This is a genomic window from Vibrio sp. F13, assembly GCF_020806305.2.
In the GTDB taxonomy this organism is placed as follows: domain Bacteria; phylum Pseudomonadota; class Gammaproteobacteria; order Enterobacterales; family Vibrionaceae; genus Vibrio; species Vibrio crassostreae_C.
Window position 1 is genome coordinate 2,011,178 of the sequence record NZ_CP170175.1, and the last position, 12,147, is coordinate 2,023,324.

The window sequence follows — 12,147 nt, forward strand, 5'->3', positions numbered from 1 at the left end:
CGCAGATTTATAAGGGTATTTCTGAGGGTTACATTCGAGGTGGTGCGGTGCTGCCTCTAACGACTAATTTAGCTTCAAGTAGACGCGAACCTGCTTGCACATCGTTGCCTTTTAATAGATCAAGCATCATCAACATCGCTTGGCGTCCAATCTCATAACGAGGCTGAGAAATGGTGGTTAGCGGTGGATCGCAGTATTGAGCGAATTGGATGTCATCGAAGCCGACAATCGATAGGTCTTGAGGAACGCGCAAGCCCAGCTTCTTCGTTTCTTGAATCGCACCAATCGCCATCGCATCGTTGTGACAGAAGATAGCTGTAGGTTGTTCAGGAAGTGCCAGTAATTGACGAACCGCTTGAGCGCCCGCTTCAAAGGTGAAGTCACCGACCGTGCTATAGGCTGGATTCATTGAGACTCCGGCGCGACGCAGCGCTTGCTGGTAGCCTTGTTGGCGGAACTTACACAGTGTTGCCGATACTGGTCCTGAAATTTGAGCAATACGCTTATGACCTAACTGAGCTAGGTAGTTCACCGCTTCAAAGGCAGAGGTCAGGTTATCGATGTGTACCGTAGGCAGTTCAAGCTCAGGGGCAAACTCACACGCCATTACCATCGGCGGTAAATTCTTTTGTTCAGGTTTGCTGACATCAAACGGATGGTCAGTACCCAGCAGCAACATGCCGTCGGCTTGTTTGGTGAAAACTAAGTTAACAAACGAAGACTCGCGCTTCTTTTGCTGGCCGCTATCACCCAGTAGAACAAGGTAATCATTTTCTACTGCGGCATCTTCGATACCACGAATGATCTCGGCGAAATAAGGGTCACAGATATCAGGAACAATAGTGATGATGGTTTTTGATTCGTTGCGACGTAAGTTTCTAGCTAATGTATTGGGTGAGTATCCAGCTTCAAGTACTGCTGTTTCCACTCGTTTGCGAGTCGAAACTGAGACTTTCTCAGGGTTCATCAATGCACGTGATACCGTGGCTGTTGAGACGCCTGCTAGCTGGGCAACATCCTTCATTGTCGCCATAAATTAAACCCTCTTTTAAGTTCCTTTGCCGCCTAAGCATCTAAGGCGTGAATAATAAATGTAATCGAATAGATATTATGAAAGTGTTGCTAACACTTTTTTTATTGCAATATTTTATTCGTTTAATCCGTGTAAAGTTACGGCTAGATTAACAAAAATCACATGACTAGTGTGAAGTTGCTCACGAGAAATATGAAATATTTGTGAACAAACTTATCATTAGTTTTAACCCAAGTGGGTTTAACTCAAATCTTGCGGCTCAATATCGAGTGACCAGCGAACTTTTTTCGCAGCAGGTAACATATTGATGGCCGGCTTGGCACTCATCAATAGCTTCTGCATTAACGAGCGCGTCTGAGTTTGTAAGATTAACTGCCAGCGCGATTTGCCCGCTCGTTTTGCTAACGGAGCCGGGGTTGGCCCTAACACCATGCAATATTGGTCAAACAGCGGGTGCGATTCCAATGTGTGACGAACCTGACGCAAGAACTCTTCCACCAAGCGAGTGTCATTGGCTTCTGCTCTAAACAGCGTCATAAAGGTATAGGGCGGTAACATTGCCTGCTTACGTTCTGCCAGCGCCGTCTGAGCAAAGTGGTTATAGTCTTTGTGTAGCAAGGCTTGCAACAACCCATGTTCTGGGTGGTGAGTCTGTAAGATCACTTCACCGGGTTTGCTTGCTCGTCCTGCGCGTCCCGCTACTTGGATGAATAGCTGGGCAAGACGTTCAGAGGCACGGAAGTCACTACTATATAAAGAGCCATCCACATCCAATAACGCCACAAGTGTCACGTCAGGGAAATGGTGACCCTTAGCAAGCATCTGCGTGCCGATAAGAATTTGGAATTCACCCTTCCGAATCGACTCGAGCGCGCTTTCTAAGCTGCCTTTACGGCGGGTGCTGTCGCGGTCAATACGAATGGTTTTGTATTCCGGGAATAGTTGACCAAGTTGAGCTTCTAACTGCTCGGTACCGACACCCACTGTCACCAAGTTCACAGACCCACAACCTTGGCAGTTGTGCACGATATGCTGCTGAGAACCACAGTGGTGGCAGCGCATCTCATTACTGTATTGGTGATAGGTGTAGTAAGCATCACAACGTTTACACTCGGCTGTCCAACCACAATCGTGACACATTAATGCCGGAGAAAACCCTCGACGATTGAGGAACAGCATCACTTGGTTGCCAGCTTTGAGGTGTCTTTGCATCTCTGCAATTAACGACGCAGACAAACCACTTTCTAGATATTCACCTTTAACATCCAACACCTTATTGGTGGTCGGCAGTGCGACACCCGCACGTGAAGTCAGGGTGAGATAACTGTATTTGCCGATCTGAGCGTTGTGCAGCGTCTCAAAGGCCGGAGTCGCCGAGCCTAACACAACTGGAATCTGCGCTTTGTGCGCACGCATGATCGCCACATCACGAGCGTGGTAGCGCAGGCTATCTTGCTGTTTATAAGACGCATCGTGTTCTTCATCGACAATGATAATACCTAGGTCAGCAAACGGCGTGAACAGAGCCGAACGGGTACCAATCACGATGCCCGCTATTTTATCGCGCGCCGATAACCAAGCATTCAGTCGCTCAGAATCGTTTAAACCTGAGTGGATAACCTCAACAGGTACATTAAAGCGTCGCTTAAAGCGGTTAATCGTTTGAGGGGTGAGGCCAATCTCGGGCACGAGCACTAACGCTTGTTTACCTTGGTCGAGAATCGGCTTAATCATATTAAGGTAAACCTCGGTCTTACCTGAGCCAGTAACGCCCTCTAACAGGAAGCAACCAAAGTCGGTTTGGCTATTTACGGTCGCAATCGCGATGGCTTGTTCGGCATTGAGCTTAGGCTTGTCTTGGTCGTTTTCAAGATCAACTGGCCACGGCTGACGCGTTGGCTTTTTCTCTACCGATTCAATCCAGCCTTTCTCTTCTAGCGTTTTGAGTACGGCGCTGCCAACTTCTTCATCAATGAACTCTTGATGAGGAACCGGGCCGTGTTCAAGCATGTGCATCACTTTGGCTTGCTTGACCGCGCGACCAAAACCTTGCATCAGTTGGTCTTTGCCTGATGGCGTTAACTGCCACTCAACCAGCGTCGCGAAGTCGGCGGCTTTGCCTTTTCTTAGAGCGCTCGGAAGGGCGTTAGCAAAGGTTTCGCCAAGAGGGTACTGATAAAACTGACTGCACCACATTAACAGTGAATAGACAGATTCCGGCCAAACGGGTTGGTTGTCTAATAAGGCTTTAATGGGCTTGAGCTTATCTAGCTCGAATTCTGATTCGTTAACCAGAGCCGTGACAATCCCAGTTAAGGTTTGTCGTCCAAAAGGCACAGAGACGCGACCACCAATAATCGGGAATAGGTGGTTTGGAATCTTGTAATCGAACTGCTTGTCGAGTGGAACAGGCAGCGCCACACGGGCAATCATTGGACGCATAAAGGGACGGCTTTATCTGAATTGACGAGAGCGAACAGTCTAAAGGATAAGGCGGTTAAATTCGAGAAGCAGTTTGGATGAAGGTGGCGAGTTAGCGTATACCGACAACGACAGCCCGAAATCTCAGGCCGATAAAGGAAATAAAGAGAGAATTGGTGAAAAATGTATCAAATCGGTTGATCCTGCTTTATAGATTCATTACTATACTGCGCCTTAAAGGTATGGCTTCATCACTCTTTTGTGTCGATGCGGTGTCTTTATTTCTTTTTTTAAACTACGTGTGGTGTGCGGCTTAGAATCGTATAGCGACACGGCCTACTTGAGGTTATCCCATGAAAGCTGGAATCCACCCAGAATACAAAGCAGTTACTGCAACTTGTTCTTGCGGCAACACATTTGAGTTCAACTCAACGCTAGCAAAAGAATCAATCCACCTAGACGTATGTGACAAATGTCACCCGTTCTACACTGGTAAGCAACGTATCGTAGATACTGGCGGCCGTGTTGATTGCTTCAACAAGCGTTTCGGTGCTCTTTCTAGCAAGAAGTGATTCTCGCTATTTAGACATGAAAAAGGACACTTCGGTGTCCTTTTTTGTTGCCTGTAATTTGAGAAAGCACTGACTTCTATTCAAGCATCACTCTCACCCAACGATAAGTTGCCTCTCTATTCTATTTCAGGGCAATTCCTTGCGTATCTCTCTTCACCAAAATTCAGCACGAAACTTCAACAAGCGATAGTAATTTCAACTGCTCACTGGTCTTATTAGTAGTGAAATCTCGTTTTTTAATGAGACAGAGGCTTCAACCACCTAGGAACTTTGAAGTACATCCATTAACATGAACAAGATCCCCCAAATAATAATATCCTAGGAACCTACACCTATGTCTGAAGACAGCCGCCAAGATCAATCCTCTCAAGCGTTATCATCTGAAAAATCGTTATCGCCTCAAGAACAATTCCGTCAGCAAGCTCTTGATTACCATGAGTTCCCAATTCCAGGCAAAATTGCCGTAGAACTGACGAAGCCTGCAAACTCTGCAGAAGACCTAGCACTTGCATACAGCCCAGGCGTGGCTGAGCCTGTTCGCGAGATCGCACAGAACGTTGATAACGTTTATAAGTACACAGGTAAAGGCAACATGGTTGCAGTTATCTCTAACGGTACAGCGATTCTTGGCCTAGGTAACCTTGGCCCTATTGCTTCTAAACCTGTTATGGAAGGCAAAGCGCTCCTGTTTAAGCGTTTTGCTGGTTTAGATTCTATCGATATTGAAGTAAAACACCGCACAATCGATGAGTTCGTTGATACAGTTGCGAATATCGCAGATACATTCGGCGGTATTAACCTGGAAGACATCAAAGCACCAGACTGTTTTGAGATTGAACGTCGCCTGATTGAACGTTGTGATGTTCCGGTATTCCACGATGACCAACACGGTACTGCGATTGTAACGGCAGCGGGTATGCTGAATGCGATCGAGCTTCAAGGTAAGAAACTTGAAGAGTGTAAGATCGTTTGTTTAGGTGCTGGCGCAGCGGCGGTTGCTTGTATGGAACTACTGATTAAGTGTGGCGCTCAGCGTGAAAAAATCTACATGCTTGACCGTAAAGGTGTGATCCATACTCGTCGTGATGACCTCAACGAATACAAAGAGCTGTTCGCAAATAACACTGATAAGCGTACGCTTGAAGATGTTATCGAAGGCGCTGACCTGTTCTTGGGTGTATCGGGGCCGAATCTACTGCCTGCTGAAGCACTAACGCTGATGGCTGATAAGCCTGTTGTGTTTGCATGTTCAAACCCAGATCCAGAGATCAAGCCTGAGCTTGCACACGAAGTTCGTTCTGACCTAATCATGGGTACAGGCCGCAGTGATTACCCTAACCAAGTAAACAACGTACTTTGTTTCCCATTCATTTTCCGTGGTGCACTAGACGTGCGTGCGAGCGAAATTAATGACGAAATGAAGCTAGCGGCGGTTAAAGCGATTCGTGAACTGGCGAAAGAAGAAGTTCCAGCTGAAGTACTAGCAGCTGCGGGCGAGACTGCACTGGAGTTCGGTAAGGGTTACATCATTCCTAAGCCAATGGACCCACGTCTACTTCCTCGCGTAGCACGAGCAGTTGCGGAAGCGGCTGTTGAATCTGGCGTAGCTCGTATCGAGATGCCTGCTAACTATATGGCTTAATAGCTATTGCTCTATTGAGCCAAAAAGAATAATAAAAAACCGACTCATCTGGAGTCGGTTTTTTTATGTCTATCATTCACAGCGCAATCATAAAAAGCTATGCGCGATGTGATAAATAAGGTTCAGCTAGAGCGAATCAATAATGAAGGCAGTGACTGAGTTGTTTTTATTCTTCGTCAAACGCTTCGAACTCGATACCCATCTCTGTCATCAGCTTTTTCACTTCAGCAGGAATATCGTCTGGGCGGTCTTTACGAAGGTCTTCATCCGTTGGTAGTGGTTGGCCTGTGTACGCATGTAGAAAGGCTTCGCACAGTAGCTCACTGTTTGTTGCATGGCGTAGGTTATTAATCTGGCGGCGAGTACGCTCGTCAGTAAGAACCTTTAACACTTTTAGAGGGATAGAAACTGTAATTTTCTTTACTTGTTCGCTTTTCTTTCCATGCTCAGCATATGGGCTTATGTATTCACCATTCCAGTCGGCCATTGCGTACCTTCATCACTTTAGTTGTTAGAATAAATTAATAGTGGTGATTTTAGCGGGATTTACTGCCATAAGCAAAGACATATAGACGTCTAGAAGTGTTGACGTCTCACGTTTATGAAAGTAAAGTGAATAACATATATCTAACACAGCCGCAAAATGCCGACAAGCCGCTGTGATTCTCAGACGCAAAACTTGTAAGGAAGCACCTATGAGCAGCCGGAAGCCAGCAACAATCGCAGTACGTACTGGTATCGAGTCAGACACGCAACACCATGCCGTTGTCCCACCCATTTATCTTTCGACTAACTATGGGTTTCCCGCTTTTGGTGAAGTGCCAAAGTACGATTACACCCGTTCTGGTAACCCAAACCGCGGTTTATTAGAGACGGCACTGTTTGAGCTTGAATCAGGCAAAGGCGCGGTTGTGACTAACTGTGGTACTTCGGCGCTTAACTTATGGGTTTCGGCTTTCTTAGGCGGCGATGATCTTATTATTGCACCGCACGATTGCTACGGCGGTACTTACCGTCTGTTTAACACTCGCTCGCTAAAAGGTGACTTCAAAGTTCTGTTCGTTGATCAATCGGATCAAGCAGCGCTGGATGCGGCGCTCGCGCTTAAGCCAAAGTTGATCTTAATTGAAACCCCATCGAATCCACTGGTTCGCGTGGTTGATATTGCAGAAACTTGCCGTAAAGCGAAAGAGGTTGGTGCTCTGGTTGCTGTCGACAACACGTTTTTGACACCTGTGTTCCAAAAGCCTTTAGAGCTGGGTGCTGATTTTGTTATCCACTCAACCACTAAGTACATCAATGGACACTCAGATGTTATTGGTGGCGTTGTGGTCACTAAGACAGAAGAACACGCTGAAGAGTTAGCATGGTGGGGCAACTGTATTGGTGCGACCGGCACACCATTTGATAGCTACATGACTTTACGTGGTATTCGTACGCTAGGTGCGCGTATGCGAGTTCACGAAGAAAGCTCACGTGAAATTCTAGCGTCTCTGCAGCAACAAGATCTTGTTGGCACTATTTACCACCCAAGCCTTCCTGAACATCCGGGTCATGATATCGCGAAGAAACAGCAATCGGGCTTTGGTTCCATGCTCAGTTTTGAGTTTGCGGGCTCATTCGAGGCGCTTAAATACTTTGTTGATAAGTTAGAGCTGTTTTCTTTGGCAGAATCATTGGGCGGTGTTGAAAGCCTGATTTGTCACCCTGCGTCGATGACTCACCGCGCGATGGGTGAAGAAGCCTTAGCAGAAGCGGGTGTTTCTCAGCAACTACTGCGTCTATCTGTTGGCCTTGAAGATGCAGAAGACCTAATCGATGACCTCAAGCAAGCGTTTGAAAGAACACAGCGCTTTATCGCTGAAGGGGAGGGTTAATAATGGCAACCTTTCGCCAGCTACATAAATTTGGTGGCAGCAGTTTAGCGAATCCTGAATGTTACCAACGCGTGGTCAACATTCTTAGAGAATACTCATCAGCATCTGATTTGGTGGTGGTATCGGCAGCAGGCAAAACAACCAACCGTTTGATTGAATTTGTTGAAGCGCTCGACAAAGATGGTCGTATTGCCCATGAATGCCTACAAGCACTTCGTCAGTTCCAACTCGATCTGATTGAAGCACTGCTTGAGGGTGAATCAGCCGCACAACTTACTTCAACCATTCAACAAGAATTTACCGCTTTGGGTGAGCTAACGGCTCCCTTGAGCGAAGCACAAAAAGCAAAAGTGCTTGGACACGGTGAGGTTTGGTCTTCACGTATACTCGCGGCTTTGTTGTGCCAGCATGATTTACAAGCCGTTGCTCAAGATGCGCGTGCTTTTTTACGTGCAGAAGTGGGCGCTCAGCCTGAAGTCGACCGCGCACGTTCTTACCCTCTGATCAAAGAAGCCTTGGCGCAGCATGCACATTGCCGCGTGGTGATTACGGGCTTTATGGCTCAGAACTGCGAGGGTGAAACGGTATTGCTTGGCCGTAACGGTTCGGATTACTCAGCAACCGTGATTGGTGCTTTGGCTGAAGTTGAACGCGTGACGATTTGGAGTGATGTGGCAGGCGTTTACAGCGCTGACCCTCGTCTGGTTTCAGATGCGTGTCTATTGCCTCTACTTCGCCTTGATGAAGCCAGCGAATTGGCTCGTCTTGCCGCTCCAGTGCTTCACAGCCGAACGCTACAGCCTGTGGCTCAAAGTGCTATGGATCTCAGCTTACGCTGCAGCTATCAGCCGGAGGCGGGCTCTACACAGATCGAGCGTGTACTGGCATCGGGTCGTGGCGCAAAAATCATTACCTCTTTGGATGAAGTGCTTATCGTGCAACTGACCTTTGGTCACGGCCATGATTTCGACCGTCTAGAGAGTGAAGTGCTTGAAGGGCTTAAGCGTGCTCAACTTGAGCCGCTTGCTTATGAGCTTGAACCGGATCAACACTGTTTGCGTCTTGCCTACACAGAAGAGATCGCTGGTGGTGCATTAGAATATCTCCAAGACCATGCGATTGAAGCTGAGATTAAGCTAAAAGAAGGTTTCTCTCTGATTGCTGCAGTGGGTGCGGGTGTGACTAAGAACCCTAATCATTGCTACGGTTTCTACCAGCAGCTTAAGAGCTCGCCGGTTGAGTTCATCTCAGAAGCGAACTCAGGCTTAAGCTTGGTGGCTGTGATTCGTAAGAGTGAAACATCAAGTCTAGTGAAAGGCATTCATTCTCAACTGTTCCAAGCGCAGAAGCGTGTTGCGATTGCCTTGTGTGGTAAGGGCAATATTGGTTCAAGCTGGTTAAGCCTGTTTGCTGAGCAAAAAGCGGAACTTGAAAAGCGCCGTGGAATGAACTTTGAATTGGTTGCCGTGGTTGATAGCCAAACCTATTGGTTCGACGATCAAGGCATTGATGCGACTTCGGTAGGTAAGCGCTTTGACGACGAAGCTATTGCTAACAATGGTAACGACTGGTTAGAGCGTTTGGGCTCTATTCAAGGTTATGACGAAGCAGTGGTTCTGGATGTGACTGCGAGCCCAGTGCTTGCAGCAAAGTATCTGCAAATCGCACAACAAGGTATTCACCTAATCTCGGCGAACAAGGTGGCAGGTTCTGCATCGAGCGAGTATTACCATCAAGTACAAGATGCTTTCGCTAAGATCAGCCGTCATTGGTTGTACAACGCGACAGTGGGTGCTGGATTGCCGATTAACCACACGGTACGTGACCTACGTGAAAGTGGCGATGACATCATTGCGTTGTCTGGCATTTTCTCGGGCACGTTGTCTTGGTTGTTCCAACAGTTTGATGGCACCGTGCCGTTCAGCGAGTTGGTTGACTTAGCATGGCAACAAGGCCTTACGGAACCTGACCCTCGTGCTGACCTAGATGGCTCAGACGTGATGCGTAAGCTGGTGATTCTGGCGCGTGAATCTGGTTTGGATATCGAACCTGAAAACGTAAAAGTGGAATCGCTCGTACCTGCAGAGCTGCAAGATCTATCTGTGGATGACTTCTTCGACAAAGCTTCTGTACTGAGCGAAGAGCTGGCTGAGCGTTTAGAGAAAGCGCACTCTCAACAGAAAGTTCTGCGTTACGTAGCGCGTTTGGAGAAGAACGGTAAGGCAACCGTAGGCGTTGAAGCACTGTCTAAAGAACATGCTCTGGCGAACTTGTTGCCTTGCGACAACATCTTTGCGATTGAGAGCAAATGGTACAAAGATAATCCATTGGTTATTCGTGGCCCAGGTGCCGGTCGTGAAGTAACGGCAGGTGCAATTCAATCTGATTTAAACAGAATGTCTAGCCTGTTCTGATACTCAGATCGGTTGGTTTAGTGTCTAAATGGCATACTATTCACTAAGATAAATAAGGCTGAAAGCACGATGTGTTTTTCAGCCTTTTTTCTACATTATTTCTGCTTTGCGACCCATCTAACGACTTGAGTTTTACTCACGATCTACTTGAGAAAAATTCATAATGGATCTGTTGACATTAAATCGTATTCAATACATTCTACAGACATATAGACGTCTAAACGTCGTTTAAGGATTTGAGTTTTTAGTGGTTGCTTTTGCCACAGGGAGAGTAAGATGGGATACACACACGCTAGTCATATCGACGCTTTAAATCAGAATATCGCTGAGCTTTCTGACAACATCAATGTGTCATTTGAGTTTTTTCCACCGAGCAGTGAGAAGATGGAAGAGACCCTGTGGAACTCTGTTCACCGCCTTAAAACACTTCAACCAAAATTTGTATCGGTAACTTACGGTGCAAACTCGGGTGAACGTGACCGTACCCACTCAATCATTAAAGAAATTAAAAACCAAACCGGCCTAGTGGCTGCACCGCACCTAACGTGTATTGATGCAAGCCGTGAAGAGCTGATTCAAATTGCCGACGATTACTGGGCAAATGGTATCGAGAGTATTGTTGCGCTACGTGGTGATATTCCAGCAGGCGGCGGCGCGCCAGAGATGTACGCATGTGATTTGGTTGAGCTACTTAAATCTCGCCACGATTTTGATATCTCAGTAGCGGCATTCCCTGAGGTTCACCCTGAAGCAAAAAGCGCTCAATCTGATCTTATTAACCTAAAGCGTAAAGTGGATGCGGGTGCCAACCGTGCCATCACTCAGTTCTTCTTTGATGTAGAGAGCTACCTACGCTTTCGTGACCGCTGTGTAGCGGCTGGCGTTGATGTTGAGATTGTACCGGGCATTCTGCCGGTTTCTAACTTCAAGCAAGCATCTCGCTTTGCTGCGATGAACAACGTAAAAGTACCGGGCTGGATGGCGAAGCAGTTTGAAGGTTTGGATGATGATCCAACGACTCGTCAGCTTGTTGGTGCTAGCCAAGCAATTGATATGGTTCGTACACTGAGCCGTGAAGGTGTGAAAGATTTCCACTTCTACACGCTAAACCGTGCAGAAATGACTTATGCACTTTGCCATACGCTAGGTGTTCGTCCGCAAGTCGCTGCGCTGTAAGAAAAGTCTAAGAAGTAAAGCCTAAGCACTTGTAAAAAGCCTCTGGCAGTAACATTTCAAATCCTATAGATACAAAAAAGGCTTGGACTCATAGAGTTCAAGCCTTTTGCTTTTCTAGCTTAACTTAAGCTAGAGCGCCAAGTTCAAGCAGTACTTCTTCAGCCCATACAATCCATGCTTCACGGATAAGTAGGTTACGACGAAGTGTTAGACGCTCAAGGCGTGCTTGCTTGTCTAGTGTCGATGGCGTTGCGTAGTAAGCTGCTTCGATTTCACGGTAGTGAGAAACCAGTTTGCGAGACTCTTCTACTAGCTCAGCAAGTTGTACACGGTAAGCGTCAGAAGGTTGTACAGCACAAGCCATTAGCTTAGCTGAGAACTCGTCACGAACGGTTGGGTGTGCAGTTGGTTGTTCAAACCATTCACCTAGCGCGCCACGGCCAGCATCAGTGATAGAGTAAACTTTACGATCAGGTTTGCCTTCTTGAGGCTCAAGCACGCAAGTTACCTGGTCGTTCTGAGCCATTTTATTTAGCTCGCGGTAAACTTGTTGATGGCTAGCTTTCCAGAAGTAACCAATGCTTGCGGAGAATTCTTTTGTGATATCGTAACCAGTAGCATCGCGTGTACTTAAAACGGTTAGAATTACGTGTGGTAATGACATGTCTGAAATCCAAATGGTAAACAGTAAACAAATACTTAAACAACAAGTGTGCTTCTAATGGCACGTTATATTGGTTATGTCTAAGTAGCACCAACTCATCGGTTGGTTATGTCACCTTACAAAGCCGTTTATCACCTAGGTGTTGACCAGTTTATTGGTCAAGATGCTGCAGATTATTTTTTGGAGTGTTTCCGCAGCGGAGCAGTAGTATATCTAAATAATAAGCATAAAGTAGAATACATGGACAAAATAACCCAAAAAACTGACAAAAAACTCACTATTGCTTATTTTGTGAAATAAAAAGGTCGCACTAGGCGACCTTTTGTCTGTTGAATGGTAGGAATCACT

At 46.7% G+C, this 12,147-nt stretch carries 10 protein-coding genes; 6 read left to right on the forward strand and 4 right to left on the reverse strand.

Going from position 1 to position 12,147, the window contains the following annotated elements:
* Positions 1–28: 28 nt before the first annotated feature.
* Both cytR and priA read right to left on the reverse strand, forming a co-directional pair.
* Positions 29–1,033, reverse strand: a complete 1,005-nt coding sequence (gene cytR, locus LMH68_RS09210; RefSeq protein WP_048605405.1) for a DNA-binding transcriptional regulator CytR — start codon at positions 1,031–1,033, stop codon at positions 29–31.
* A gap of 240 nt (positions 1,034–1,273) precedes the next feature.
* Positions 1,274–3,475 carry a primosomal protein N' gene (priA, locus tag LMH68_RS09215; protein WP_229647417.1) on the reverse strand — a complete coding sequence of 734 codons (2,202 nt, stop codon included), beginning with the start codon at positions 3,473–3,475 and terminating at the stop codon, positions 1,274–1,276.
* A 332-nt stretch (positions 3,476–3,807) separates the two neighbouring features.
* On the opposite strand from priA, the gene rpmE reads away from it, so the two are divergent.
* Positions 3,808–4,026: a 50S ribosomal protein L31 gene (gene rpmE, locus LMH68_RS09220; RefSeq protein ID WP_407834094.1), complete on the forward strand. Its 219-nt coding sequence runs from the start codon at positions 3,808–3,810 to the stop codon at positions 4,024–4,026.
* Positions 4,027–4,360: 334 nt separating this feature from the next.
* Entirely contained in the window at positions 4,361–5,668 is a 1,308-nt protein-coding gene (locus LMH68_RS09225; RefSeq protein ID WP_229647418.1) for a malic enzyme-like NAD(P)-binding protein, read from the forward strand.
* 166 nt (positions 5,669–5,834) lie between these two features.
* Here the strand turns inward: LMH68_RS09225 and metJ are convergent, their stop codons facing one another.
* On the reverse strand, positions 5,835–6,155 hold the full coding sequence (gene metJ, locus LMH68_RS09230; protein WP_004415993.1) for a met regulon transcriptional regulator MetJ: 321 nt from the start codon (positions 6,153–6,155) through the stop codon (positions 5,835–5,837).
* Between the two features lie 208 nt (positions 6,156–6,363).
* Here metJ and LMH68_RS09235 point away from each other — a divergent pair, with 208 nt between their 5' ends.
* The 3 genes from LMH68_RS09235 (at position 6,364) to metF (ending at position 11,135) form a co-directional block, all read left to right on the forward strand.
* Positions 6,364–7,545 (forward strand): O-succinylhomoserine (thiol)-lyase, encoded by a 1,182-nt coding sequence (locus LMH68_RS09235; RefSeq protein ID WP_017063681.1) that lies wholly within the window; start codon positions 6,364–6,366, stop codon positions 7,543–7,545.
* A 2-nt stretch (positions 7,546–7,547) separates the two neighbouring features.
* Positions 7,548–9,959 carry a bifunctional aspartate kinase/homoserine dehydrogenase II gene (locus LMH68_RS09240; RefSeq protein WP_137001065.1) on the forward strand — a complete coding sequence of 804 codons (2,412 nt, stop codon included), beginning with the start codon at positions 7,548–7,550 and terminating at the stop codon, positions 9,957–9,959.
* 276 nt (positions 9,960–10,235) lie between these two features.
* The gene (metF, locus tag LMH68_RS09245) at positions 10,236–11,135 is read left to right on the forward strand and encodes a methylenetetrahydrofolate reductase (RefSeq protein ID WP_229647419.1); all 900 of its coding nucleotides are present in this window, start codon (positions 10,236–10,238) and stop codon (positions 11,133–11,135) included.
* A 124-nt stretch (positions 11,136–11,259) separates the two neighbouring features.
* Here the strand turns inward: metF and LMH68_RS09250 are convergent, their stop codons facing one another.
* Entirely contained in the window at positions 11,260–11,799 is a 540-nt protein-coding gene (locus LMH68_RS09250) for a PadR family transcriptional regulator (protein ID WP_017061141.1), read from the reverse strand.
* A 108-nt stretch (positions 11,800–11,907) separates the two neighbouring features.
* Between LMH68_RS09250 and LMH68_RS09255 the strand changes: the two genes are divergently transcribed.
* Positions 11,908–12,099 (forward strand): hypothetical protein, encoded by a 192-nt coding sequence (locus LMH68_RS09255; RefSeq protein ID WP_229647420.1) that lies wholly within the window; start codon positions 11,908–11,910, stop codon positions 12,097–12,099.
* Positions 12,100–12,147 lie beyond the last annotated feature (48 nt).

Coding starts and splice junctions, on each gene's coding strand:
- cytR (WP_048605405.1), bottom strand. CDS start 1,033: ATGGCGACAATGAAGGATGTTGCCCAGCTAGCAGGCGTCTCAACAGCC.
- priA (WP_229647417.1), bottom strand. CDS start 3,475: ATGCGTCCAATGATTGCCCGTGTGGCGCTGCCTGTTCCACTCGACAAG.
- rpmE (WP_407834094.1), top strand. CDS start 3,808: ATGAAAGCTGGAATCCACCCAGAATACAAAGCAGTTACTGCAACTTGT.
- LMH68_RS09225 (WP_229647418.1), top strand. CDS start 4,361: ATGTCTGAAGACAGCCGCCAAGATCAATCCTCTCAAGCGTTATCATCT.
- metJ (WP_004415993.1), bottom strand. CDS start 6,155: ATGGCCGACTGGAATGGTGAATACATAAGCCCATATGCTGAGCATGGA.
- LMH68_RS09235 (WP_017063681.1), top strand. CDS start 6,364: ATGAGCAGCCGGAAGCCAGCAACAATCGCAGTACGTACTGGTATCGAG.
- LMH68_RS09240 (WP_137001065.1), top strand. CDS start 7,548: ATGGCAACCTTTCGCCAGCTACATAAATTTGGTGGCAGCAGTTTAGCG.
- metF (WP_229647419.1), top strand. CDS start 10,236: ATGGGATACACACACGCTAGTCATATCGACGCTTTAAATCAGAATATC.
- LMH68_RS09250 (WP_017061141.1), bottom strand. CDS start 11,799: ATGTCATTACCACACGTAATTCTAACCGTTTTAAGTACACGCGATGCT.
- LMH68_RS09255 (WP_229647420.1), top strand. CDS start 11,908: ATGTCACCTTACAAAGCCGTTTATCACCTAGGTGTTGACCAGTTTATT.